Source organism: Flavobacterium sp. 9AF, assembly GCF_902506265.1.
Lineage (GTDB): Bacteria > Bacteroidota > Bacteroidia > Flavobacteriales > Flavobacteriaceae > Flavobacterium.
The window spans coordinates 121410-144356 of sequence record NZ_LR733556.1 but is presented as its reverse complement, the minus strand read 5'-3'; the positions used below and the strand labels follow the sequence as shown (position 1 = coordinate 144356).

The following is a 22947-nucleotide window of genomic DNA, read 5'->3' as shown; positions in this document are numbered from 1 at the left end:
TGAATATACTTCTTTTTTTTAATTTATTTGAATGTCACACCAAATTTTGCTGCTTCTTGTTTTACAAAAGGCAACAATTCTTTAATTTGATTAATACGTGTTTCATTACTTGGATGTGTACTCATAAATTCAGGTGGAGCTTGTCCTCCTGATTGCGCAGCCATTCTTTCCCAAAAAGCTACAGCTGTATCTGGATTATATCCAGCTATAGCCATCAAAACTAAACCTATTCTATCTGCCTCACTTTCATGACTTCTACTAAATGGTAACATACCTCCAAATTGAGTTCCCGCTCCATAAGCAGTCATCCACAACTGTTGTTCTTCAGCCGATTTATTTCCTGTAGCTATTGCCACTCCTGCAGCACCAGCTTGCTGTAATAAACCTGCACTCATTCTTTGCTGTCCATGATTTGCCAACGCATGAGCTACTTCATGCCCCATTACAGTTGCCATACCTGCATCATCTTTACATATGGGCATAATACCTGTATAGAAAACTATTTTACCACCAGGCATACACCATGCATTTACTGCCTTATCATCAACCAATTTATATTCCCAAGCATATCCTTCCAAATAATTAGAATAGCCATTTGCATTTAACCATCTTTCAGCAGCTGTCTTAATTTTCATTCCAACAGTTTCAACTCTCTTTGCATCTTTAGTCCCTGTAATTACTTTGTTTTCAGACAAAAACTGATTGTATTGTTGAAATGCCATAGGTAAAATTTGACTGTTAGGCACTAAAGCCAAAGTATTCTTGCCAGTAAAAGGATTTTTAGCACAGGAAAAGATTAGTACGAATACTAACCCTAAAATAATTTTTAATTTATAGCTCATTTTTCTTCGTTTTTAAACAAAGTTACTGTTTTTAAAAATTCATTTCAAACATTAATGAAAAAAATAATAGTAATTTTGCCACACAGTGCTTCAAAACAATTCAATTCATGACAAAAAGAAAAAAGGTTATAGCTAGTAATTCAATTCCCAAGATGATAATTTATCTTTTTTCAATATTACAAAAAACATCCACTCATTTAACGGTAAAAATGGCCAGTAAGCTTTTTACCACACCTATAAAATACAAAATTCCTAAAAGGGAATTTACTATGGATAAAGAAAGTAATCAAAAACTTATTCAAATTCCTAAAATTAAAAAAGAAATAATGGTGTATGAATATGGAAAAGATACTAAAAAAATACTACTAGTTCATGGATGGTCTGGCAGAGGTACACAATTAGTAAAGATTGCCGATAAAATGACCAAACTAGGTTATTCAACCATAAGCTTTGATGCACCAGCGCACGGAAAATCCCCTGGAAAAAACACTTTAATGCCTGAATTTATAGAGAGCATTATCGAATTAGAAAGAATTTATGGCCCCTTTGAATTTGCGATTGGACATTCCTTAGGAAGCATGTCAATTCTTAATGCAATAAAGAGAGGTCTACAAATAAAAAAAGCTATTATTATAGGGAGTGGAGATAGTGTAATGGATATTTTAAATGACTTTGTTTACAAACTTAGATTGAATCCAAAAATTGCAATGAAGATGAGAGAATATTTTGAAAAGAAATATCAGATTGATATGGAAAGTTATTCATCTTATGTAGTTGCTAAAGATTGTAATATACCCATATTATTAATACACGACAAACACGATGACGATGTCCCTTATACAGCTTCTAAAAACATTCATTTAAATTTAAAAAACAGTAAAATAATACTCACTGAAAACTTAGGACACAGAAAAATATTAGGAGATACAGTTGTTATTAACGCAATTGAATCATTTCTAAAATAAAAAAACACTTTCATAAGTAGAAAGTGTTTCTTATTTAAAAACTATGCTTTTCAATTTTATATTTATATCCCTAACATTGATTTTTTTAAGTTTTTATCTGCAGGGTTATTTGACAACCATATTCCAAATAAAGCTTTTTTAAAATCTTGTCCTTCAACAGTTCCTTTTTTTACTCCATTTTTATAAACAACTATACCAGTACCTGAGACATTTACAAACGTAAACGAATCCCCTTTGTTGAATTTTTCTTTGAAGAAAGATTTAAACTTATCAATTTTTTCTTTTAACGGAGCAATATTATTGTTAGTTGATTTAACAAACCCTTCATCAAGAGCGCCCATCATTTTTTCTGATGAAACCATACCTGAAACAACATCTAATTTTATAGCTGCAGCCTCTGTACTATTTACCACCTCAGCACCATTAGTAGATTTTTTTGGCAAATACAACGACCCAACATATAAATCAATCCACCACTTTTCTCTTATTCCAGCACCATTAAGAACTAATTTTTTGCCTTCAATTGTAATGGTTTCGTCTAATTTAACTCCAGATATGGTAGTCTGACAAAAGCTTAAAGTAGAGATAATTAAAAAAATAAATGTAAAAAAATGCTTTTTCATAATAAGTTTATTGTTTTTTTGCTAATTTATAAAAATAAAGATTATTAAAAAAATAATTTTAAACTTCATCCATTACAAACCTAGCATTGCTTTTTTAAGCTTTTCGTCTGCTGGTTTAACGCATAACCATACTCCAAATAAAGCTTTTTTAAAATCGTGTCCTTCAATAACACCTCGTTTCACGCTGTTTTTAAACACTGTTATACCTGATTTTGGGTTATAAACAATCATAAACTCATCATTTTCTTTCATGGTGTTATCGAAAAATGAAATAAATTTTTCAATTTCAGTCTTTAAAGCATCTGTACTTCCATTCATAGAATTCTTAAAGCCTTCATCAAACATTTCTTTCATTCTATCAGCTTTTAATAAACCAGAAACAACATTTATTTTTATAATTGCAGGTTCTGTACTATTAATAATTTGATCCGCGTTAGATGTTTTTGCAGGCACATACAATGAAGCTACATACATATCTATCCACATTCTTTCTTTAACACCAGCTCCATTTAAAACAAGTCTATTACCAGCAAAAGATAGGGTTTCATAAATACTAACTCCTGATAATTTTGATTGAGCTGTAACACAAACTAGGGGTAACATTGTAAAAGTTAACAGTAGGTAAAGTTTTCTCATAGTTGAATATTATTAAATAATTGTTAAATATATAAATTTTTTCTTTTTAATTTGTTAATTGTTGCATTTAATTCGAATCCGAGTAAAAGCACCATACAATTTATCCAGATATAAAACATTAAAACAAGAAGCGTGCCAATTGATCCATACAACTCATTATATCTTGCAAATTTTTCCACATAAACACCAAAAACATAAGAACTTACAACAATTAGAAGCGTTGTAAAAACCGCGCCATAACTAATAAAAGCTATTTTTTTTGTTTCCGTAGTACCATATTTATACAAAATGGAAGTAGTAATCAAAATCATTAAAATAACAAACAAATATCTTCCTAATTCTATCAAATATACATCATTACTAATAAATCCTTGTACTTTTATTTTTTGAATTACGACTTCAAAAATCACTATTGAAGCTACTGTAATGATTAATATTAAAGATAATGCTATCGATATAGCTAAAGCTATAAAATATTGTCGAAAAAATCCCCTCGTAATAGTTATGTGTGCTGACATTTCAAACCCTCCAAGTATTGCATTTACACCATTAGTCATTAAAAAAATGGATAAAATAAAACCAGAAGAAAGCAAACTTTTATAACTAGTATTCATGATATCTTTAATAATCAACTCAATGGCATCATAGGTATTTGGAGGCACTCCTTTCTCTACAAAAATCAAAAAATCTTGTTGAAAATTTTCTATGGGAATATACGGAATTAAATTTAAAATAAACAATGCAAATGGAAAAAGTGCCATAAAAAAACTAAAAGCAACCGCACTTGCTCTATAAGAAAAAGTTCCTTTTAAGATTCCTAGAAGATACAACTCAACAATATCGTATAAAGACAACCCTTGCAATGATGTAAAGGTTATCTTTTTACTAAATGCAACCAAATTTTTTATAATAGGAATTTTTCCTAATTTTTTTTCGATTGCTTCAGACATTATATTGCTTTTAAGCTTAAATCCATATTATAAACTGAATGTGTTAATGCACCTGAAGATATATAATTAACTCCACATTCTGCATATTGTCTTATTGTGTTTTCATTAATATTTCCTGAAGATTCTGTTAAGCAAGTATTACCTATTAATGCCACTGCTTCCTTAGTCATTTCAAAATTAAAATTATCCAGCAATATTCTATACACTCCAGTACTTTTTAAAATCTCTTTTACTTCGTTAATATCTCGAGCTTCTACAATTATTTTTAAATCTTTATTATTACTTTCTAAATATGTTTTTGTTTTTTCAATAGCTTTTGTAATCCCTCCTGCAAAATCAATATGATTATCCTTAAGCATAATCATATCATAGAGTGCAAAACGGTGATTCTCTCCTCCTCCTATTTTAACAGCCCATTTTTCAGCTGCTCTTAAACCAGGAGTCGTTTTTCGAGTATCTAAAATCTTAGTATTTGTTCCTTCTAATAAACTCACAAAATAATTTGTTTTTGTTGCAATTGCGCTCATTCTTTGCATCGCATTTAAAACCAATCTTTCCGCTTTAAGAATAGATTGAGAACTTCCTACAACATGAAAAACCTCATCTCCAAATTTTACTTTTTCACCGTCATTAATAAACGTTTCAACCTGCAAGTCTTTATCTACATAAGCAAAAACTTTTTGAGCAAAATCCACTCCTGCGATTATCCCATTATCTTTTACTAATAATTTTGCTTTTCCTTTAGCGTCTTTTGGAATGCAAGCTAAAGAACTGTGATCACCATCTCCAACATCTTCTCTTATGGCATTAGCAATAATTAAATTTAATTCTTTTTGAAATTGTTCTTCTGAAATCATTTTTAAAAATTTGTAACTTAATGCAACTACGGCATCTTTATTTTTTTATCATAAATACAAAAAAAATCCCGATAAAATCGGGATTTATATAAATTATTTTTTATTTATATACCGATTCTTTTTTAAAATGCTTAGTTAGCAAATAATAAAAAACAGCTCTATATTTATTTTTATTTGATTTTCCATACTGTTCAATAACTGCAGCAATTGCTTTATCTAATTCTGGTCCATCTTTTAATCCTAATTTCTTAATTAGGAAATTGTTTTTTACAGTTGCTAATTCTTTTTCATCACTGCCCGAAACCGTGGATGAATCTGCATTATAAATAGATGGTCCACAACCAATAGTTACTTTAGTTAATAAATCCATGTCTGGAGTAACACCACATTTATCTTTTAAATCAGCAGCGTATTTAGTAATTAATTCATCTCTTTTACTCATAATTTTGTTGTTTTTAATTTGTTTTTTGATGTTTTAAAAATAGTTAATTCTATGACAAATCACAAGAATTATTTATAAAAATATAATTTTATTTTAATTTTTTAAAATAATCTAACAAAATTTGATTATTGATTTTCTCAGGTGTTTTTATTTCCATGAGAGAGGGTCTGTCATTTTCATTCAGAAAATCAACAAATTGAGATTCTAATTCTTTTTCATTTTCAACTGCAAAGTAACTAAAGTTAAACATTTGAGTTAAAAAAGTTGCATTTAATTGATGAGTAGTTTCAAAAAAGGTATTAAAAACATTATTTTCTTGATGTCCTGGCAAGATTCTAAAAATACCTCCTCCTCCATTATTTATTAAAATAATTTTAAAATTTTTAGGAATGTAATTATTCCAAAGCGCATTGCTATCGTAGAAAAAACTAATATCACCTGTTATAAAAAAAGTTTGTTTTTCTGAAGTTATAGCTGCACCAATAGCTGTTGAAGTACTTCCGTCTATTCCACTAGTTCCTCTATTACAAAAAACGGTAATGGAAGAATCTATAGACACTAATTGTAAATAACGAATGGCAGAACTATTGCTAATTTGCAATTGGATGTTATTTGGTAAATTTTTACTTATATAATCAAACACTTTAAAATCAGAAAAAGGTATTTGCTTCAAATATTCTTCGGTTTTTGTTTTTCTAATCGCAACAAGCTCTTGTATTATCGCATCATAGTCACTATCAATAAATTTCCAATCTTTTAAAAGCGCATTAAAAAATGGTGTAGGTGCTATTTTAAAATGCTCAGTAAGAACACCATAAGTATTATAAGCTCTTAACTCATCGATGTGCCAATGTTCTTTTGGTTGATATTGTCTTAAAAAAGCTTTGATTCTTTTAGAAACCACCATTCCTCCAAAAGTAAGCAAAATATCTGGCTGTAAATATTCAAATTCATCTATAGAAAACGGAGTAATAACCGTGTCTATGTTGTTAATAAATTTAGAGTGAAAAAGATTAGACGTCTTTTCTGTCATAACGATAACCGAAGTATCTTTGGCCAATTGGTCAATAATTTCTTTTTCAATTGTATTGGGCTTATTCTCTCCAACCAATACCATTTTTTTCCTACTTGAATTCCATTGGTTAACAAATTTTTCATCTATCACAAAAGGATTATTCTCTTTTTTTTCAAAATCAATCCATTTTGTATTTACAGTAATTGCATTAACAGTCTCGTACAAAGGCTCTTCAAAAGGCACATTAATGTGTACTGGACCTTTTTGGGATACCGCTAAATGCAAAGCATATTGAATAGCTTCATCGTTTTTATCTGAGACTTCCTCAGTTAAATTAGCGCTATTAATAATGTGATTGAAAAAAACATTTTCTTGACGAATGGTTTGCCCATCACCAATATCTATTTTATCGTGTGGTCTATCTGCACTTATTACTACTAATGGAATTTGGCTGTAAAAAGCTTCAGCAACAGCTGGATAATAATTTAAAACAGCCGAACCTGAAGTACAAACTACAGCTACAGGTTCATCTAATTGTTGTGCTATTCCTAATGCAAAAAAAGCTGCGCAACGTTCATCGGCTATGCTATAACAAGTAAAATAGGGATTACTTGCAAAACCAATGGTCAAAGGTGCATTTCTTGAACCTGGAGAAATAACAATATGTTTTAGTCCTTTTGCTTTACAAATTGCTATTAAACTTTGCGCTAAAGGAATTTTGGGATATTTTATTTGTGACATCAAATCTTTACAATAATGTTCATTTAAAGAACGGATAAATTGGTTGACAAAGGTAAAGAGTTAGGCTCTTTTTTTAATAACTTTACCTCAATAATTTATTTTTAACATGCAAGTTATTCTAAGACCTTATCAAATTGAAGATTGTCGCTCTATTCTAGAAATTGTCAATTACAATATCAATTATACTACTAATATATATGAATTTTCATCAAGAACATTAGAAGAGCAAATACAACAATTTGAAGACAAACTTAAAAAAAGATTTCCGGTAATCGTTGCAGAATTAAATAAAGAAGTAGTGGGTTTTGGCTATTATAGCGAATTTAGAACACGCCCCGCCTATCAATTTACAGTTGAACATTCTGTATATGTTTCCAATGAATATCACAACAAAGGAATAGGTAAAATAATTCTCACAGAATTAATACAATTGGCAAAAAAACAAAATAAAAATACGATGATTGCAGTAATTGATTCCGAAAATCAAAACAGTATTTCATTCCATCAAAAAGCAGGCTTTAAAACGGTTGGAATTATTGAACAATCAGGATATAAATTTGATCGTTGGCTAAATTCAGTTATTATGCAATTACTATTAAACCTTTAGTTTATCCTTTATTTTCAATCCAATTGACCACACTAGCATCGGTAGGCAATGTTTTAGGTGAAATAACTTTTACCACTTCACCATTTTCATTTATTAAATATTTCTGAAAATTCCACGTAACCTCACTATCCTCTAAACCGTTTTTAGCTTTTTGTGTTAAAAACAAATACAAAGGATGCATATCTTCTCCTTTTACCGAAATTTTACTCATCATCGGAAAAGTAACACCATAATTTCTTTCACAGAATATGGCAATCTCTTCATTATTACCAGGTTCTTGAGAAGCAAAATTATTAGCTGGAAAACCAATTATAATAAAATTCTGATCTTTATACTTATCATATAAAGCTTGTAAATCTTTATATTGAGGAGTTAGTCCGCATTTTGAAGCCGTATTGACCACCATTATTTTTTTTCCTTTTAAAGCAGCAAAATCAAAAGTATTCCCTTCAATATCTTCTACTTTAAACTGATATATCGTTTCCTTCATAATATTATTTTTAGCGTTAGAACTATTCTTTTTATTCTGAGCAACTCCATTTTGTTGATATAAAAATATAATTGTACAAATCATTAAAAACTTTTTCATTTTTTTTATTTTTATCTCAAAATTACACTTTTTGACAAGCCCTTTATCTTAAACAAATCATAAATATTGAGTTTTTTTTGTAATTTAGGAATCTCAAAAAATAACTAAGCACTATGTTTTTCTACAGAACTTTAATTTCATTTTTACAAGATGATGAATATAGAGATTTATTAATTACAACTATAATGATTGTTTTGGTAGGAACTCTCACCTATCATTATATTGAAGGTTGGAGTTTAATAGACTCTTTATATTTTTCTGTAGTAACTTTAACCACTATTGGATATGGTGATTTTGCTCCAAAAACCGATGGCGGTAAATTATTTACAGTTCTATATATTATTATAGGTATAGGAATGATTCTTAGTTTTATCAACACCATTCAACATCATTACACTCACATGCGCTATAAAGAACGCAAAGAAATTTTAAGGAAGAAATTAAAAAAACAAGAAAAATTTACCGATTAAATAATAATAAAAAACGAATCATCAATTAAGATAATTCGTTTTTCAAACCAACCTGACTAGAATCTATTTTTAATGTCTTTTATGACCTTTGTGCTTTCCATTATCATGATGATGGGATGCATAATATTTTTTTGCTTTATATATTCTTTTATGATCGTTGAAATGATTGTAAGGTCTATGACCATGATAGTCTAATGCCACTCTATAACCTCTTCTTACATCATAATGATCACAATAATTAGGTAAATACCTTGATCTTACCCAACCGTTTGATGTATAATAAATATAAACAGCAGAGTTAATATCGAAATAGGCTTCAATTTCTGGATAGTAGTAGTATTCTACAGCTTCATAATGATTGCATCTTGATGTGTGTACATGTCTGTATTCGGGAGCATAAGCACGATTTGTATTCGCGTTAATACTAACACTAACCGAAACCTGAGCGTTACTTTTTAGCGCAAACAGAGATGCAAAAAGAAAAAATAAAATACCTGTTAATTTTGTAATGGTGATATTCTCGTTTATTATACTAATCGTTTTCATAATACACTATTTTATTTGTTAGTATAAGTATAAAACCAAATACTGTGCCAAAACAAACTTTCATTTTTTTTTGAAAGTTTAAAAACTTTTATATATCTTTGTTTCATTAAATAACATTATAACCAATAATGGAATACAAAGAAGCAAAAAATAAATTCGTTCAAACATGGGGAGCACTAGGTTCTCAATGGGGTATCAACAAAACGATGGCACAAATTCACGCGCTTTTAATGATAAGTAACGAACCTGTTTCTATGGAAGATATTATGGAAGAATTACAAATTTCACGTGGCAATGCGAGTATGAATATTCGTGCTTTAATGGATTGGGGAATTGTATATAAAGAATTCAAAGCTGGTGAAAGAAGGGAATTTTTTACTGCTGAAAAAGATCTAGATGAATTAGCTGTAAAAATTTCAAAAGAGCGTAGTAAAAGAGAAATTAAACCCGCTTTAAAGGTTTTAAAAGAAGTCTCTTCTATTGAAGCAAATCAAAGTGATGAAGAAAAGCATTTTGTTGAACAAACTTCAAAATTATATGATTTTGTTTTAAAAGCAGATAATGTTTTGGATAAAATAACAGAATATAAAGACAATTGGCTGGCTCAATTATTAGTTAAGTTTATGAAAAAATAAAAAATTTTAATCTAAACTTTCATTTTTTTCTGAAAGTTTTAAAAAAATAAAAATTATGAAAAATTTCAAAATACTCCACAAAGTTAATGCAATTGCATTGCTCCTAAATTTACTACTCTATATTACAATATATTTTGGTATGCTATTTCAAATAGTATTAGGCTTAATACAGTTAACTATTGGTATAATTCTCATTATAAACCATAAACAATTATCTAAAAAAACAATAAAAAGGTTATTAACTTATTGGGTTTTAGTCTTTACAAATGCTACTTTAATTGTGTTCAATCTATTTTATGGGAATGATTTAGGAAATTTTGTATTTCTATTTTTCATCCCTATGCTTATAGCAATTTATTCTTTCTTCCTTACAGCGACCATAAATAACAACTCTTTTTTAAAGGCTAACTGGAAAAATTTACTCTTAATTAATTATGAAATTAATCCTTCTATTTTAGAGAAATACCTTCCCAAAGGAACTGAAATTGATTTGTATGAAGGTAAATGTTATGTAAGTCTTGTTGGTTTCTTATTTCAGAATACTAGATTATTAGGGCTAAAAATTCCTTTTCATATCAATTTTGAGGAAGTAAACTTGCGCTTTTACGTAAAACGCTTTGAGAATAATGAATGGAAACGCGGTGTGGTTTTTATCAAAGAAATTGTACCAAAACCAGCCTTAACTTTAGTAGCTAATACCATTTATAAGGAGCATTATCATACCGTACCTATGAAACATAGTATTTTGGAAACAGAAAACAATATTGAATTTGAATATCAATGGAAAATGGATAATGCTTGGAATTCAATTGGAGTGTTAACCCAAAAGGATTTGATGCCAATTCTAGAAAATACTGAAGCTGAATTTATTTGCGAACATTATTTTGGTTATACCAAATATAGTTCAAACAAAACCTTTGAATACGAAGTGAAGCATCCAAGATGGGAACAATATGAAGTTATAGCAACCAAAATTAATGTTGATTTTGAAAGAGTTTATGGAAGTGATTTTGGGTTTTTAAAAAATGCAGAACCAACTTCTGTAATTGTAGCAAAAGGTTCTGAAATAAGTGTAGAAAATAAAAAAAGAATATCATGAAAACCTTAACGAACCACACATTACTCTATGACGAAGACTGCCCTATGTGTAATTTATACACTGCTGGGTTCATCAAAGCCAACATGCTGGATCAAAATGGAAGAAAACCCTTTGTTATTTTAACAGATGAAGAACAAACTTACATTGATTTAGATAGAGCTAAAAACGAAATTGCTTTAGTAGATACCAAAAACAAAAAAGTAATCTATGGCATTGATAGTTTATTAAAAGTAATAGGTACTTCTTTTCCTTGGATGGAAAAAGTGGGCAGTTGGAAACCTATAAATTTCTTTTTAAAAAAACTATATAAATTCATTTCTTACAATAGAAAAGTAATTGCACCAAACAAAAAAAATACTACTAAAAAAATAGAATGCACACCTGATTTTAATGTAACTTATCGCATTTTATATATAGTTTTAGCTACTTTATTTACCGCTTTTTCATTATTTCAATATGTCAAATTAGTACCATTCTTATCAAATGCTCTTTTTGGTAAAGAATTAGCATTAGCACTAGGACAAATAGGTTTTCAATGTCTTTTTATTCGTAAGATTAACAAACAAGACCAACTCCATTATATTGGAAATTTAGTTACGGTTTCTGTAATAGGTAGTTTGTTTTTACTTCCAATAATAATGCTAAATCAATTTGTAGCCCTCCATCAATACATTGTTTTAGGTTGGTTTGGCATCACCGTGACCGTAATGATATTGGAACATTACAGAAGAATCAACCTCTTACAATTACCAAAACACCTAACATTAACGTGGATTTTTTATCGCATTTTGGCCTTACCTTTCTTATTAATATTTTAAAAAATGAAAAAAATTGTCATAGCAGCTGGAACCGGATTTTTAGGGAACGTTTTAATTCGTTATTTCAAACATTCATGTGATGAAATAGTAGTTTTAACGCGTGGAAAATCTGAAATTAAAAATAGCATAAAGTATGTACATTGGGATGCCAAAACATTATCAGGTTGGGAAACCGAATTGGAAAATGCTACTGTACTCATCAATCTCGCAGGAAAATCGGTAGATTGTCGTTATACTGAGGCGAATAAAAAAGAAATTTTAGCTTCTCGTGTTGATAGCACTGCCATTTTAAACATTGCCGTACTGAGTTGCAAAAACCCACCTCAACATTGGTTGAATTCTTCTACAGCTACTATTTATAGGCATTCTGAAGACAAACAAATGACGGAAACGAATGGAGAAATTGGCGATGATTTTTCAATGAATGTAGCCAAGACTTGGGAGCAAACTTTTTTTGAAGTACCTACTAAAAACACCTTAAAAACCGCTTTGCGTACTTCTATTGTTTTAGGCAAAAATGGTGGGGCTTTTATTCCTTTAAAGCGAATGACACAATTGGGGTTAGGAGGTAAACAAGGCAAGGGCAACCAATTTATTAGTTGGGTTCATGAGCAAGATTTTGCTAGAGCGATTGAATTTATAGTCAACGAAAAAATGACAGGTGTTGTCAATATAGTTTCACCAAAACCTATTCAAAATAAAGTTTTCATGAAGCAATTACGAAAAAGCCTTGGATTTCCTTTTGGATTTCCTACTCCAACTCCAATTTTAGAATTAGGTGCAAAAATTATGGGTACAGAACCTGAATTGGTTTTGAAAAGTCGAAATGTGATTCCAGAGCGATTGCTACAGAAAGGATTTTATTTTCAATTTGATACATTGGATAAAACATTTAAAGACCTAGTAAAATGAATCTAAATATCATTGGTTACCTTATCTATTTTAGTACCACCTTTCTCATAATTATAAAAGTGGGAAAAATATGTTATGACAACGGAAATATTTACGTTTCCCAATTAATTCCTAATCATCAAGAGTTATGTCATAAAATTAATAAGATGTTGCTCATAGGGTATTATTTAACAAATATTGGTTATTGTGCAAGAACGATAATTTCTTGGCAAAAGATAGAGACACTTAAAAACTTAATTGAAATCATTGCATCAAAATCGGCTATAATAATTATCTCAATTGCCATCATGCATTATATAAACATCTTTTTACTTACTAAATACATTAGAAAATTAATTTAAATCACATATTATGGATACTTCAAAAATTTTAATCGGATATGCTATCTATTTACCGGTAGCGTTATTTCTTACTTATTACGTTTCAAAAACACTTTTTCAAAATAGTAAAATATATATGTTAGATATTTTTAAAGGGAGAGAAGACATCGCTTTAGCTACTAATAAATTATTTGAAACTGGTTTCTATTTATTAAATTTAGGTTTTGCCTTACGAATATTAGAAATCAATTTATATGAAGATACCTATCAATCTTTGATTGAGAAATTAAGTTCAAAAATAGGAGGATTTTCAATTTATTTAGGAATTATGTTGTTTTTAAATTTGTACTTATTCTTTAGAGGAAAAAGAAAAGCTACAGAAAGTCATAAAGTAGAATCTTTTGTAATCAAAGGTTAATTATTATTTAAAGCCATTCCTGCCTTCCATTACAAGCTTTCCCTACAAAAGCTTTTTTTCAAAAACATAAAAGGAACTTCTTTCAATCGCTCTTGTATTCTAAGAAAAAATAGCTTTTGTAGTTTCAAGGTTTTCCATTACTGTCAGGGCTAAAAAAATATAAAAAATGAAAAAAATAAAAATTATAATTATCCCTATTCTATTTGTAATTCTTATTAGAATCTTATTTGGAGCTAGTATATTTGATGATTTTGTTTCTGTTATGTCTTGGACTTTCTTTTTGACAGTCCCAGCAGGTTTAGGAGCCTTAATGGTTTATTTATCTCCTTTAAAACAAGCAAAATTATTAGGATATGCTCTGTTTGCCCCGTGGTTACTTGTTCTTGCCGTAATCGCCATCACTATTTTAATAGAACTTGAAGGTTGGGGTTGCTGGTTAATGATTTCACCATTATTTTTTATTTTCTCCTCATTAGGAGGAGGAGTTGGAAGATATTTTAAAATTAGAAAATCTAAAAAACATGAAAATGTGAATATTTCTATTTTAGTTTTACTACCCTTTTTAATAGGACCCCTAGAAAATAGTATTGTAACAAAACCAGAAATTTATACCACTTACACTTCGATCGTTATTACTAGTGATGCAGAAACAATTTGGCAAAATGTAACATCAGTTCGTGAAATACATAAAAATGAAGATCATTCACAATTAATTACTTTATTGGGTTTTCCAAAACCTGTAAAAGCAGAGTTAGATACTTTAGCAGTAGGAGGCTTTAGAAGAGCAATTTTTGAAAGAGGTTTAATTTTTAATGAAACTGTAACACAATATGAAGATCAAAAATTAATGACGTTTCAAATTAAAGCCAATACCTTCGAAATTCCATCCACTACTTTAGACGAGCATATTTTAATAGGAGGTGAATATTTTGACATGTTAAATGGAACATATGAATTAAAAAAGATTGGAGAAAATCAATACAATTTAATTTTATATAGTAGCTTTTCAATGAAAACTACATTCAATTCTTATGCTCGTATTTGGGGAAATTGGATCATGAAGGACATTCAAAACAATATCTTAAAAGTTATTAAATCTAGAAGCGAAATCAAAAAATGACTACCCTATATTTTACAACCGAAATAAAAGCACCAATAGAAGTGGTGTTTAATAATACAAGAAATATTGATTTGCATCAACAATCAGCGAGTCAAACTCATGAGAAAGCGATTGCAGGGAGAATTTCTGGATTAATTGAAAAAGGAGAAACCGTAACTTGGAAAAGCAAGCACTTTGGATTTTACATACAGCATCAAAGTGTTATTTCAGAAATGGATTTTCCAACTTATTTTGTAGATGAACAAGTTAAAGGTCATTTTAAGAGTTTTAAGCACCAACATCTATTTGAAGAAAAAAATGGGTTACCATTATGCAAGATATTTTGCAGTATGAAACACCATTTGGATTTTTTGGAAAACTGTTTGATGTTTTGTTTTTGAAAAGACATTTGATTAATTTTCTTAGGAATCGGAATGAGGTTTTGAAAACAAATTCAATGAAGTACTTAAAAGAGTAGAGAGTTAACGCTTTTTCTCAAGGTAGCGTATGAAAATTTATAATAAATATTAGAGACTAAACATAAAAGGAGGCTGTCCAAAAAGTCCGTATTCTTGTCATTTCGACCAAAGGGAGAGATCACATAACACTGATTATAAAATTCCTCCTTGCGTCGGAATGACAAATTGGTTTTTAGGACAACCTCCTTTTTAAAATTAATTTACTTCACTTGGTTCAGCTATTCTTGCCACATCTGGCCCCATTGCTTTTGAAGTAGTTAATTTAATAAAATACACATAAGGTCCATTGGCAGGTTTTTCTGCCACATAGGCACAGTTCCAACCTGTTCCCCAAGGCAAACCTGTATTCCACTCTGGTTGATGTTCGTTGTCCCAACTCCATGTTTTAGCATTATCTGTAGGATTAGAAGGAAAGGCTCCTTTATAAACATAAATCCTTCCTTGTTGCGCTCTAAATGGAGCATTTGTACCCCATTTTAAAAATAAATTTCCTTGTTTTTCATAGGCTTCTAACTGCCAAGTAAATTCTGCTTTTTCCATGATTAATATTTTATTTGTTCCTTACTCATAAGGCTTTTCAGGTTGCGCCTCGTTTTTTATTGTGATATCTGAACTTCACTTTTGTAATATTACGGGGTAAAATTACTTGCTAAAAAACGAAAAGAATAGCGTATAAATAACTGATTTATTTACAAGTACAAATACTTAATTACAAATAAAAATACCTAGTTAAGGTCTTAAGTATAAATTACATTTCAACAAAATATTTAATCATAAAAAAGAGATTATTCAATAAAGGATAATCTCTTATAAATAATTAAGCTTAACAAAATTAACCCTGCAATTGTGGGTTTAAAACACCTGCCGTTATGGTGTAAATTAATCCGTTAGGTCCTTCTTGAGCAAAACCAAAAATTCCGTTTTCACCTTCTTGGTAAATTTGATTATCTCTATCATTATAAGGTATTTTTGCCCATTGTTGTACATCTGAAGCATTAACTGTTATTTTTGTTATTGGATAATTAGAATCGGTTGGACAATTAATTTGTAATTCAAATGAAGTTTCTGAAATAGCTTCATCTGGTATTAAAAACCAAGTTGGAGTTGGTCCTGAACCATTTTGACCAGGAGGAGTTGGCAAATGAACTTCCTCATTAACAGGAAAAGACCCAGCTCTAAGAGTTCCATTTGTAACTTTAGTAATAGTACAAAATATTTTACTCCCATCTGTAGCACCTAAATCATTTTGACTCAATGCTGATAACTGAAATACGTTTGTTGTTGTCATCTATTTAAATTTATTTGTTTATTCTTACTCATAAGGATTTTCAGATTCTTCCACGTTTATTAAAGTGGTTTCAGAACTCCACTTCTATTATAAATATTTTTTCTTATTAACATATATAACTAATTATCAATCTTTTACATAAAATTAGATTGTAATTATAACAAAAAATAAAAAAAAGTCATAAGTGCCCAAATTTTAACCACCAAACAAGAAATCTATAGCATAAAACCATAATTCGATTTTAATGTAAGAAAGTCTATACTATTTTATTTCTATTAATTAGTTGCTTTCTGTTACATTAAATAATCCTATCTCTAAAGTATCAATAGTTGCAGGATTTAATGAAACCAATACAGGTGAAAAACGGTCAGAATAAGCAAAGTTATACGCTTGAGAAAGTGGCTGTAAAGTTGCCGCATACTGGTTATAATGAGAAGAATTACTCTGTAAATTACCAAATAATTGGGCATTAGATATTGTAAACCATGTACTACTAGGCATAGCTCCTACCTTAGTTCCGTTTATAGTAGTTTCTGAAGCTATAGCACCAATGTTAAATCCTGCTAATAAATCGCCTGTAATCCATCCATACACATCGTTAGCAGGATTTTGAGAACCAGCTCCATTTAGAGAAAAAGCAGCATTAGCACCATAAATACCGTCAGGATTTAGCAAATCTTGTTTTTCATAAACCATTTTTGTGATGTTCTCACCAACAGTTCCAGACAATGTCACATTTCCAATATCATCTATAGAAGCTGTTAAATTATAAGCTTGAGCACTTTGCGGCCCTGAGGCAGGTACGTTTGGTCCAACTCCATTAAATTGACCCGAAATAGTTGCGATAACTCCATTACCTAATCCAGAAATCTTCTCTCCTACTTTGGTATTTATTCCAAAATTTTTTATTAGATGCTTTAAATAATGGTCAAATTGTAGATATGGAATTACTGGAACACCACCAATAGGAGGATAAGAAGATGGGCCAATTATTCTAGCAAAACCTGTTCCTGGCTGTGTAGGGCTTTGAGTAAATTTTCCTGGCACTAGAGCTGGCAAAGCATTAGACAAGCCAGATGGAGTTGAAGCAGTAAGTGCATTTAACTGATTGTAAATCATTTGGGAAGTAACTCCATTGTTTATTCCATTATCAGTTTGTACCGTAACCCCATTTTTTAAAGTTACTAATTGCATAGGAATACTCCAATAATCAATACTAGTTAAATCAGCTACATCAGTTGCGTCTCCATTGTATGTTAACTCCATTTTGTCATAACGAAGAAAGAAATTTACATCCGTAATATTTTGAGCAGGTTCATAACCTGGATTTAAAACCGACCATGTTTGCCCATAAGAAATGTAAATTCGTCCGCTAAAATTCTCAATAGAAACTCCATTTTTTAGTTTATCAAAAGAATACCAATTTCCTTCTCCTGCTACTTGATTTAAGGGTTGTATTTCAAGTTCCAAAGGTTCTAATGGATTTGAACTTGGGTAACTTATACTAAATGGAGCTGTTGCGCTTCCAGAAACAAATCCAATAGAAATTAGCTTATCAGATAATCCACTATTGTTTTTAAAAATTACTTTTAAAGTTGACATATTGTTTATTTTGATGTTAGTGTTATTTTAATTACTCCATCAAAAATATATTCAAAAGTAACTCTTTAGAAAAAAATAGGTATAAGGTGGTAAATAATAGGAATAAAAATAAAATTATTTTAAAGTACGTACATTCTTAATAATGTCTCTGTATTTTTCACTTAATGTAGCTCTATGACCACCAGACAAAATTATAAGATTATCTGCAGGAATAAATTCGGTTATTTTTTTACTATTGACAATAAAGTTTCTGTGCGTTCTCGCAAAAATATTTTCATCTAGTAATTCAAGAATTTTTGTTAGAGAAATTAAAATCAAGAATTTTTCATTTTCAGTAATGATATTACAATATTTCTCTTCAACTTCAATATAAATAATATCATCAATTAGCACTTTTTTTAATGATTTCCCCTTTTTAATAAACAAATAATCGTCGCTAATAACCGTATTTTCTTCGTCACTAAGAAAAACATCTGTTTGATTGTAAAACTTTTCGACTGCTAATTCTAAAGCATACAATAACTCTAGCTCGTTAAAAGGTTTCATTAGATAGCTAAAAGGCTTTGTTAGTTTCGCTCTTTCAAATATTTGCCTATCGGAAGAACTTGTTAAAAACACAAAAGGTTTAGAAGCGTTAGGCACCACATTTATGGTTTCTGCAAATGCAATTCCATCAGGTGAACCATTTAAAAAAATATCAATAATTACTATATCTACTTTAGTGCTATAAAACATGGATAAAGCCTCTTTATGATTTGTTGCAACGCCTACAATATTATAGTTATTTGCATTTAATACTTTAATTAATGCTTCACTTTCGGAAGGTGTATCTTCTATAATTAGCACATTAATATTATCCATTAGATTCCTTTTTGGGCAAAGATACAATGATTTTTGTTCCTTTTCCTAATTCGCTTTGTATATCTAATTTCCCTTTATTTTTACTAATCATAGATTTACATAATTGCATACCTAAACCTGTACCGATACTCTTTTCATTCTCTTTTTTGGAAAGCAGAGTTGTTTCTTTTAAAAGAGATAATCTTGTTGTTTCACTCATGCCTATCCCATTATCTTCAATTATTAAAGAACAATTTTCTTCATCATTACTTTCAGAATAAATTTTTATAAATCCTTTTTCATTTGAAAATTTAATAGCATTATCTAGAAAATTTCTTAAAATCAGTTTTAATGATTCTTGGTCTACTAAAACAATTTCCTTTTTGCTAACTTCATTCTTAAAATGAATCTTTTTTTCTTCCATTAAAGGTAAGTAATTATAAGCCACTTGTTCTACTATAAAAAACAACCTTTGCGAAGTAATTTCAAAATAAGATTGTTTCGTTTGTAATAAGGCCCAATGTAACAAGTTATCTAGTAAGTTGTAAGTGCTATTTGCAATACTATTATTTTGATGAAGCAATGTATCTAATTCATCCCAATCCTTTGTCGCTAATTTTTCTAACAGTTTAGCATTACTTGTTTTCATCGTATTTACAGACGACCTAAGATCGTGACTTACAATAGAAAACAATTTGTCTTTAGTAGCATTTAACTCATTTAGATTTTCTTTTTGAGCCAAGATGATGCTATTTGTTTTTACTTTTTCTTTATAAAAATAAACTACGGTTCCAAGTAATGCTAGTAATGCTAAAGCAGAATAAAAAAACAGGTTTCTTTGTGCCTTTTTTATTTTATTTTCTGCTTGCAACAAACTAACTTCTTTCTGTTTTTCTTTGACAGCGAATTGTTTTTCCAATTGTGCAACTTCCCATATTTTATTTTGATCATTTAAAGAATCTTTCCATTTTTCCAATTCTTTTCGATACTCTAAAGCCTTTATGGGATTTTTTCTATTCTCTTCCACAACAGACATATTATTTGCTGTATGAAATTTAAGTTTAAAATCTTTTGTGTTTTTTGCTAGTTCATAAGCTTTTATAAAATATGGAATTGCTAAATTATCTTTGTATTGTTCATAATATAAATTAGCAATATCACCATAAGACCCAACTAAAAGGAGGGTATCTTTTTCACTTTCTTGTAAGGCAGCACTCTGAAGCAAATAATTTTCTGCTTTTTCAAATTCTTTTAAATGAATATAACTAATCCCCAAATTATGCTGTATGGTACTTTTTTTTATTCCATAAAATTCAAGATTTTCTACATTTTCTAATTGCTTGAAATAATCATTCGCTTTTTTGAAATCCTTTAATTCTAAAGTTACTTCTCCTAAAAGCATTATTACACTATAGTTAAAGTAAAATTTTTCATTAATCAAATTAAGTTCTTTCAGACTTTCTAGAAACAGTTTCTTTTGTTTAAAACTAACACCTCTAAAAAAATGACAATAATTGTTTAGTTCTTCATTTTTTTCATTTCTACTCAATTGTTTCATAGAATAAAATAAAGTAGAATCCCAATTTTTTTCTAAAAAAAAGAATTCTGCTTTCTTAAAATCATTTTTTTTTAACAATTGATTTGTTTTAATTTTAATTTGTTTTTCAAACTCTTCATTCTCCTTATTATTTTGTGAAAAAACTGAAAAATTCAAAAAAAACAAAACAACTACAACATTATAAAGAGTTTTCATTTGCTACAATTTGAAAGCAATTTACTTATTTTTAATACAAAAAAAAACAGAAGCCAAAACTTCTGTTTTCTTTAGTTTATTTTTAATTATCATTAAGGTTGAACTGTTGTAATCGTTCCTCTAGAAGTTTCTGGATCTTCATTCCAAACTACAGTTTGAATAGTTTCAGGTTGACAATCTATTGAAACACTAAAATTTACTTGATATAGCGTAAAGTTAGTAGAAGGCATTTCAGTAGCATCATAAGTTACATAGAAATTAGGTATAGTTGAATTAGCATCATAATATATTTCTATCTCATTAATTCCTGCTTGCGAGTTTATTAAAACTACAGCATTTACTTGAAGTTGCTTGTTTTCAAAATAAGTTTGTACTAGTGGAGGAAAAGGAGTCGAAGGTCTTGGGTTTGGGAATGTGATATTAGTTTCTAATTTTGAAAAACTAACTTCTGGCACTAAATTTCCTGGAGGAGTAGTCTTGTCTTTTGTGTTCATAGTATTATAGTTTAATTGTTTCTTTAAAAAAGAATAGAGAAGAATTAGTCTTCTCTATTTTTTATATTTTAAATTTATACTCCTAAAACAATCCATTTAGAAGTTATAACTCCTCCTGGATCACCTCCTACAGCAATTGTAAGAATACCATTGTTTATACTAAATGTAAAAGTCATAGGCACGCATCCATTATTTAATTGCATAACATTAGCACTAGTTGTTACTAAAGTTGCATTTGCACTTGTATTTAAAATATTTACAGTATTACTAGTTGCATCATAATAAATAGTAGCTACAGCTCCTTTAGATGCTATACAATTTTCTTTCAAAGAAACCATTAACATTGCAGATGTATCTCCTACAGGAAAAGTCATTTGTTGATTGTTACCTGTTACAAAGCTGTAGTATGGAGCTGTAGCTACAGGATTTGCCCAAGAAGCTACACCATTAGCGTCTGAAGTTAAAACTTTTCCAGCACCTTGTGTTCCATCAACAATTTTAACATTCCCATTAACATCTAACCTAGCTTGAGGATTGTTGTTATTAAGTCCCACCATATTGTTTGACACTGTAACAGTTTCGTTATTAGCAGAATACAAATGAAGCTTACTAGTATTACCACTATTATACCCAAGATATAAGTCTTTATCTATTAAACTATTTGTATTTTGAATTACTCTCATATTAGCATAACTATCATGGGTAGCTAAATCTAATCCTTGTTGTCCAGCACTACCACCGTTTATTACTAATTTAGCAGAAGTAGGATTTGTAGTACCTATACCAATATTTGCACCATTATTATAAAAATTGTTTCCATTAGTCACCCAAGTGGTACCATTCCAATAGGGTGTATTTCCAGCTGTAACACCGTTAGATAATGTTCCAGCAGCTTTGCCAGCATATAATGCATAAGGTACGCTTAAAAGTTGGCTTGTACCAGAAATAGTATAATTTGTTCCACCAGCAACATCAGTTTCTGATTTGATGTAATAATTCCCAGTTGACCAATCTATTGTAGAAAGATTTCCTGAAACTACTGATCCTGAACCAATTTCAACACTTACTAATCCATTTGCATTTGTAGTAGGTGTATGTGTTTCCATATAAACTGCTGTACCTGATGCAGAACCTTGTAAAATACTGATTTGCATTCCTACGGTTGTAGAAGTAATTAATGCATCACTTGCATCTCTAACAACTGCTTGATAGCTCATTTTTTGAGGCGTTTGAGCAAAACCTATAAATGTTAAAATTAAAGTTATAAGGGTAAATATTTTTTTCATAAATTTTAGTTTTTAATGATTTTAAATGTTTTAATAATTTTATTGTTTTCTACGACATTCAGCATATATATAGCTTTTTGATAATCATTCATAATAATAGTTGTATCTTGATTATTAATCAAACTATTTACCAAAACTCTACCGTTAAAATCAACAAGTTGATACGATAAATTTGAAAACTGTGTCTCTTTAATTGATAAATTCAATACATCAGTAGTTGGATTGGGATAAATAGCGACATCTAAAGTAATAGAGAAGATTTCTGATCCTAAAACGGTTTGGATTTCAAAAGGTTGTTGTACACCTTGCGCTACTGATCCATTGGTACCCACATGGGTTGTGTAAACAATTTGTCCAACAGAATAAGAAGTACTACCACCTGTGCCGGATGCATTTCCTCCAGAACTCACCATGCTTTGTTGTGCCTGAGTGGTCATAAAGCCAAGACCGAAGAGTAAAGCAACATAATACTTTGTTTTTTTGTGCTTCATAATACAAGTTTTTAATGGTTAATTTAAGTTTTTAATCTACTATTCGAAATATAAAAAAATCCTAATAGACATAAATAATTCTCGCTACAAATGTAAAACATAAATAGTGGAGAAATAAAAATTAAGAACG

The 22947-nt window shown here is 29.5% G+C and carries 28 protein-coding genes; 11 read left to right on the top strand and 17 right to left on the bottom strand.

The window, feature by feature from the left end; genetic code table 11:
* Nucleotides 1-23: 23 nt before the first annotated feature.
* Complete coding sequence (locus HALO113_RS00745) at nucleotides 24-842, bottom strand: M48 family metallopeptidase (RefSeq protein ID WP_159777198.1); 819 nt, start codon at nucleotides 840-842, stop codon at nucleotides 24-26.
* A 107-nt stretch (nucleotides 843-949) separates the two neighbouring features.
* Here HALO113_RS00745 and HALO113_RS00740 point away from each other — a divergent pair, with 107 nt between their 5' ends.
* A complete protein-coding gene (locus HALO113_RS00740; protein WP_159777197.1) occupies nucleotides 950-1807 on the top strand; it encodes an alpha/beta hydrolase in 858 nt (285 codons plus the stop codon).
* 62 nt (nucleotides 1808-1869) lie between these two features.
* On the opposite strand, the gene HALO113_RS00735 is transcribed toward HALO113_RS00740, so the two are convergent.
* From HALO113_RS00735 to menD, 6 genes are all read right to left on the bottom strand, one after another.
* Nucleotides 1870-2430 (bottom strand): chalcone isomerase family protein, encoded by a 561-nt coding sequence (locus HALO113_RS00735; protein ID WP_159777196.1) that lies wholly within the window; start codon nucleotides 2428-2430, stop codon nucleotides 1870-1872.
* Nucleotides 2431-2502: 72 nt separating this feature from the next.
* Nucleotides 2503-3066 carry a chalcone isomerase family protein gene (locus HALO113_RS00730; RefSeq protein WP_159777195.1) on the bottom strand — a complete coding sequence of 188 codons (564 nt, stop codon included), beginning with the start codon at nucleotides 3064-3066 and terminating at the stop codon, nucleotides 2503-2505.
* A 23-nt stretch (nucleotides 3067-3089) separates the two neighbouring features.
* Nucleotides 3090-4016 (bottom strand): YihY/virulence factor BrkB family protein, encoded by a 927-nt coding sequence (locus HALO113_RS00725; RefSeq protein WP_159777194.1) that lies wholly within the window; start codon nucleotides 4014-4016, stop codon nucleotides 3090-3092.
* Entirely contained in the window at nucleotides 4016-4873 is an 858-nt protein-coding gene (gene nadC, locus HALO113_RS00720; protein WP_159777193.1) for a carboxylating nicotinate-nucleotide diphosphorylase, read from the bottom strand. Before nadC ends, HALO113_RS00725 begins: the two co-directional genes overlap by 1 nt.
* 100 nt (nucleotides 4874-4973) lie before the next feature.
* A complete protein-coding gene (locus HALO113_RS00715) occupies nucleotides 4974-5315 on the bottom strand; it encodes a DUF2853 family protein (protein ID WP_159777192.1) in 342 nt (113 codons plus the stop codon).
* Nucleotides 5316-5403: 88 nt separating this feature from the next.
* Nucleotides 5404-7071: a 2-succinyl-5-enolpyruvyl-6-hydroxy-3-cyclohexene-1-carboxylic-acid synthase gene (gene menD, locus HALO113_RS00710; RefSeq protein ID WP_370519283.1), complete on the bottom strand. Its 1668-nt coding sequence runs from the start codon at nucleotides 7069-7071 to the stop codon at nucleotides 5404-5406.
* Nucleotides 7072-7177: 106 nt separating this feature from the next.
* On the opposite strand from menD, the gene HALO113_RS00705 reads away from it, so the two are divergent.
* Nucleotides 7178-7678 (top strand): GNAT family N-acetyltransferase, encoded by a 501-nt coding sequence (locus tag HALO113_RS00705; protein WP_159777191.1) that lies wholly within the window; start codon nucleotides 7178-7180, stop codon nucleotides 7676-7678.
* Between the two features lies 1 nt (nucleotide 7679).
* On the opposite strand, the gene HALO113_RS00700 is transcribed toward HALO113_RS00705, so the two are convergent.
* A complete protein-coding gene (locus HALO113_RS00700; RefSeq protein ID WP_159777190.1) occupies nucleotides 7680-8267 on the bottom strand; it encodes a glutathione peroxidase in 588 nt (195 codons plus the stop codon).
* 113 nt (nucleotides 8268-8380) lie between these two features.
* On the opposite strand from HALO113_RS00700, the gene HALO113_RS00695 reads away from it, so the two are divergent.
* Nucleotides 8381-8737, top strand: a complete 357-nt coding sequence (locus HALO113_RS00695; protein WP_159777189.1) for a potassium channel family protein — start codon at nucleotides 8381-8383, stop codon at nucleotides 8735-8737.
* Between the two features lie 69 nt (nucleotides 8738-8806).
* Here the strand turns inward: HALO113_RS00695 and HALO113_RS00690 are convergent, their stop codons facing one another.
* The gene (locus HALO113_RS00690) at nucleotides 8807-9283 is read right to left on the bottom strand and encodes a hypothetical protein (RefSeq protein WP_159777188.1); all 477 of its coding nucleotides are present in this window, start codon (nucleotides 9281-9283) and stop codon (nucleotides 8807-8809) included.
* 128 nt (nucleotides 9284-9411) lie between these two features.
* Here HALO113_RS00690 and HALO113_RS00685 point away from each other — a divergent pair, with 128 nt between their 5' ends.
* From HALO113_RS00685 to HALO113_RS00650, 8 genes are all read left to right on the top strand, one after another.
* Entirely contained in the window at nucleotides 9412-9918 is a 507-nt protein-coding gene (locus HALO113_RS00685; RefSeq protein ID WP_159777187.1) for a GbsR/MarR family transcriptional regulator, read from the top strand.
* A gap of 55 nt (nucleotides 9919-9973) precedes the next feature.
* Nucleotides 9974-11017, top strand: a complete 1044-nt coding sequence (locus tag HALO113_RS00680; protein ID WP_370519282.1) for a YqjF family protein — start codon at nucleotides 9974-9976, stop codon at nucleotides 11015-11017.
* The gene (locus HALO113_RS00675; protein ID WP_159777186.1) at nucleotides 11014-11835 is read left to right on the top strand and encodes a DCC1-like thiol-disulfide oxidoreductase family protein; all 822 of its coding nucleotides are present in this window, start codon (nucleotides 11014-11016) and stop codon (nucleotides 11833-11835) included. The genes HALO113_RS00680 and HALO113_RS00675 overlap by 4 nt, the downstream gene beginning before the upstream one ends.
* Nucleotides 11836-11838: 3 nt before the next feature.
* Nucleotides 11839-12747 carry a TIGR01777 family oxidoreductase gene (locus tag HALO113_RS00670; RefSeq protein ID WP_159777185.1) on the top strand — a complete coding sequence of 303 codons (909 nt, stop codon included), beginning with the start codon at nucleotides 11839-11841 and terminating at the stop codon, nucleotides 12745-12747.
* Nucleotides 12744-13088, top strand: coding sequence for a hypothetical protein (locus HALO113_RS00665; RefSeq protein ID WP_159777184.1), 345 nt, complete (start codon nucleotides 12744-12746; stop codon nucleotides 13086-13088). Before HALO113_RS00670 ends, HALO113_RS00665 begins: the two co-directional genes overlap by 4 nt.
* A 10-nt stretch (nucleotides 13089-13098) precedes the next feature.
* Nucleotides 13099-13485, top strand: coding sequence for a hypothetical protein (locus HALO113_RS00660; protein ID WP_159777183.1), 387 nt, complete (start codon nucleotides 13099-13101; stop codon nucleotides 13483-13485).
* Nucleotides 13486-13651: 166 nt separating this feature from the next.
* On the top strand, nucleotides 13652-14605 hold the full coding sequence (locus tag HALO113_RS00655; RefSeq protein ID WP_159777182.1) for a hypothetical protein: 954 nt from the start codon (nucleotides 13652-13654) through the stop codon (nucleotides 14603-14605).
* A complete protein-coding gene (locus HALO113_RS00650) occupies nucleotides 14602-14985 on the top strand; it encodes an SRPBCC family protein (RefSeq protein ID WP_370519281.1) in 384 nt (127 codons plus the stop codon). The genes HALO113_RS00655 and HALO113_RS00650 overlap by 4 nt, the downstream gene beginning before the upstream one ends.
* A gap of 273 nt (nucleotides 14986-15258) precedes the next feature.
* Here the strand turns inward: HALO113_RS00650 and HALO113_RS00645 are convergent, their stop codons facing one another.
* The 8 genes from HALO113_RS00645 to HALO113_RS00610 form a co-directional block, all read right to left on the bottom strand.
* Nucleotides 15259-15603: a hypothetical protein gene (locus HALO113_RS00645; RefSeq protein ID WP_159777181.1), complete on the bottom strand. Its 345-nt coding sequence runs from the start codon at nucleotides 15601-15603 to the stop codon at nucleotides 15259-15261.
* Between the two features lie 292 nt (nucleotides 15604-15895).
* Entirely contained in the window at nucleotides 15896-16351 is a 456-nt protein-coding gene (locus tag HALO113_RS00640) for a hypothetical protein (RefSeq protein WP_159777180.1), read from the bottom strand.
* 279 nt (nucleotides 16352-16630) lie between these two features.
* Nucleotides 16631-17953 (bottom strand): beta-1,3-glucanase family protein, encoded by a 1323-nt coding sequence (locus HALO113_RS00635; protein ID WP_159777179.1) that lies wholly within the window; start codon nucleotides 17951-17953, stop codon nucleotides 16631-16633.
* Between the two features lie 114 nt (nucleotides 17954-18067).
* A complete protein-coding gene (locus HALO113_RS00630; RefSeq protein WP_159777178.1) occupies nucleotides 18068-18814 on the bottom strand; it encodes a LytTR family DNA-binding domain-containing protein in 747 nt (248 codons plus the stop codon).
* Nucleotides 18807-20546, bottom strand: a complete 1740-nt coding sequence (locus HALO113_RS00625) for a tetratricopeptide repeat-containing sensor histidine kinase (RefSeq protein WP_159777177.1) — start codon at nucleotides 20544-20546, stop codon at nucleotides 18807-18809. Before HALO113_RS00625 ends, HALO113_RS00630 begins: the two co-directional genes overlap by 8 nt.
* A 92-nt stretch (nucleotides 20547-20638) precedes the next feature.
* Entirely contained in the window at nucleotides 20639-21040 is a 402-nt protein-coding gene (locus HALO113_RS00620) for a hypothetical protein (RefSeq protein WP_159777176.1), read from the bottom strand.
* Nucleotides 21041-21114: 74 nt separating this feature from the next.
* The gene (locus HALO113_RS00615) at nucleotides 21115-22326 is read right to left on the bottom strand and encodes a hypothetical protein (RefSeq protein WP_159777175.1); all 1212 of its coding nucleotides are present in this window, start codon (nucleotides 22324-22326) and stop codon (nucleotides 21115-21117) included.
* 5 nt (nucleotides 22327-22331) lie between these two features.
* Nucleotides 22332-22817: a T9SS type A sorting domain-containing protein gene (locus HALO113_RS00610; protein WP_159777174.1), complete on the bottom strand. Its 486-nt coding sequence runs from the start codon at nucleotides 22815-22817 to the stop codon at nucleotides 22332-22334.
* Between the last annotated feature and the right edge of the window lie 130 nt (nucleotides 22818-22947).

Excerpts from the sequence above, each read along its gene's own strand:
- HALO113_RS00630 (WP_159777178.1), bottom strand. The coding sequence starts at position 18,814 with ATGGATAATATTAATGTGCTAATTATAGAAGATACACCTTCCGAAAGT.
- HALO113_RS00615 (WP_159777175.1), bottom strand. The coding sequence starts at position 22,326 with ATGAAAAAAATATTTACCCTTATAACTTTAATTTTAACATTTATAGGT.
- nadC (WP_159777193.1), bottom strand. The coding sequence starts at position 4,873 with ATGATTTCAGAAGAACAATTTCAAAAAGAATTAAATTTAATTATTGCT.
- HALO113_RS00640 (WP_159777180.1), bottom strand. The coding sequence starts at position 16,351 with ATGACAACAACAAACGTATTTCAGTTATCAGCATTGAGTCAAAATGAT.
- HALO113_RS00740 (WP_159777197.1), top strand. The coding sequence starts at position 950 with ATGACAAAAAGAAAAAAGGTTATAGCTAGTAATTCAATTCCCAAGATG.
- HALO113_RS00715 (WP_159777192.1), bottom strand. The coding sequence starts at position 5,315 with ATGAGTAAAAGAGATGAATTAATTACTAAATACGCTGCTGATTTAAAA.
- HALO113_RS00655 (WP_159777182.1), top strand. The coding sequence starts at position 13,652 with ATGAAAAAAATAAAAATTATAATTATCCCTATTCTATTTGTAATTCTT.
- HALO113_RS00725 (WP_159777194.1), bottom strand. The coding sequence starts at position 4,016 with ATGTCTGAAGCAATCGAAAAAAAATTAGGAAAAATTCCTATTATAAAA.
- HALO113_RS00645 (WP_159777181.1), bottom strand. The coding sequence starts at position 15,603 with ATGGAAAAAGCAGAATTTACTTGGCAGTTAGAAGCCTATGAAAAACAA.
- HALO113_RS00620 (WP_159777176.1), bottom strand. The coding sequence starts at position 21,040 with ATGAACACAAAAGACAAGACTACTCCTCCAGGAAATTTAGTGCCAGAA.
- HALO113_RS00680 (WP_370519282.1), top strand. The coding sequence starts at position 9,974 with ATGAAAAATTTCAAAATACTCCACAAAGTTAATGCAATTGCATTGCTC.
- HALO113_RS00675 (WP_159777186.1), top strand. The coding sequence starts at position 11,014 with ATGAAAACCTTAACGAACCACACATTACTCTATGACGAAGACTGCCCT.
- HALO113_RS00650 (WP_370519281.1), top strand. The coding sequence starts at position 14,602 with ATGACTACCCTATATTTTACAACCGAAATAAAAGCACCAATAGAAGTG.
- HALO113_RS00660 (WP_159777183.1), top strand. The coding sequence starts at position 13,099 with ATGGATACTTCAAAAATTTTAATCGGATATGCTATCTATTTACCGGTA.
- HALO113_RS00695 (WP_159777189.1), top strand. The coding sequence starts at position 8,381 with ATGTTTTTCTACAGAACTTTAATTTCATTTTTACAAGATGATGAATAT.
- HALO113_RS00635 (WP_159777179.1), bottom strand. The coding sequence starts at position 17,953 with ATGTCAACTTTAAAAGTAATTTTTAAAAACAATAGTGGATTATCTGAT.
- HALO113_RS00625 (WP_159777177.1), bottom strand. The coding sequence starts at position 20,546 with ATGAAAACTCTTTATAATGTTGTAGTTGTTTTGTTTTTTTTGAATTTT.
- HALO113_RS00735 (WP_159777196.1), bottom strand. The coding sequence starts at position 2,430 with ATGAAAAAGCATTTTTTTACATTTATTTTTTTAATTATCTCTACTTTA.
- HALO113_RS00700 (WP_159777190.1), bottom strand. The coding sequence starts at position 8,267 with ATGAAAAAGTTTTTAATGATTTGTACAATTATATTTTTATATCAACAA.
- HALO113_RS00745 (WP_159777198.1), bottom strand. The coding sequence starts at position 842 with ATGAGCTATAAATTAAAAATTATTTTAGGGTTAGTATTCGTACTAATC.
- HALO113_RS00685 (WP_159777187.1), top strand. The coding sequence starts at position 9,412 with ATGGAATACAAAGAAGCAAAAAATAAATTCGTTCAAACATGGGGAGCA.
- HALO113_RS00665 (WP_159777184.1), top strand. The coding sequence starts at position 12,744 with ATGAATCTAAATATCATTGGTTACCTTATCTATTTTAGTACCACCTTT.
- HALO113_RS00705 (WP_159777191.1), top strand. The coding sequence starts at position 7,178 with ATGCAAGTTATTCTAAGACCTTATCAAATTGAAGATTGTCGCTCTATT.
- HALO113_RS00730 (WP_159777195.1), bottom strand. The coding sequence starts at position 3,066 with ATGAGAAAACTTTACCTACTGTTAACTTTTACAATGTTACCCCTAGTT.
- HALO113_RS00690 (WP_159777188.1), bottom strand. The coding sequence starts at position 9,283 with ATGAAAACGATTAGTATAATAAACGAGAATATCACCATTACAAAATTA.
- HALO113_RS00670 (WP_159777185.1), top strand. The coding sequence starts at position 11,839 with ATGAAAAAAATTGTCATAGCAGCTGGAACCGGATTTTTAGGGAACGTT.
- menD (WP_370519283.1), bottom strand. The coding sequence starts at position 7,071 with ATGTCACAAATAAAATATCCCAAAATTCCTTTAGCGCAAAGTTTAATA.
- HALO113_RS00610 (WP_159777174.1), bottom strand. The coding sequence starts at position 22,817 with ATGAAGCACAAAAAAACAAAGTATTATGTTGCTTTACTCTTCGGTCTT.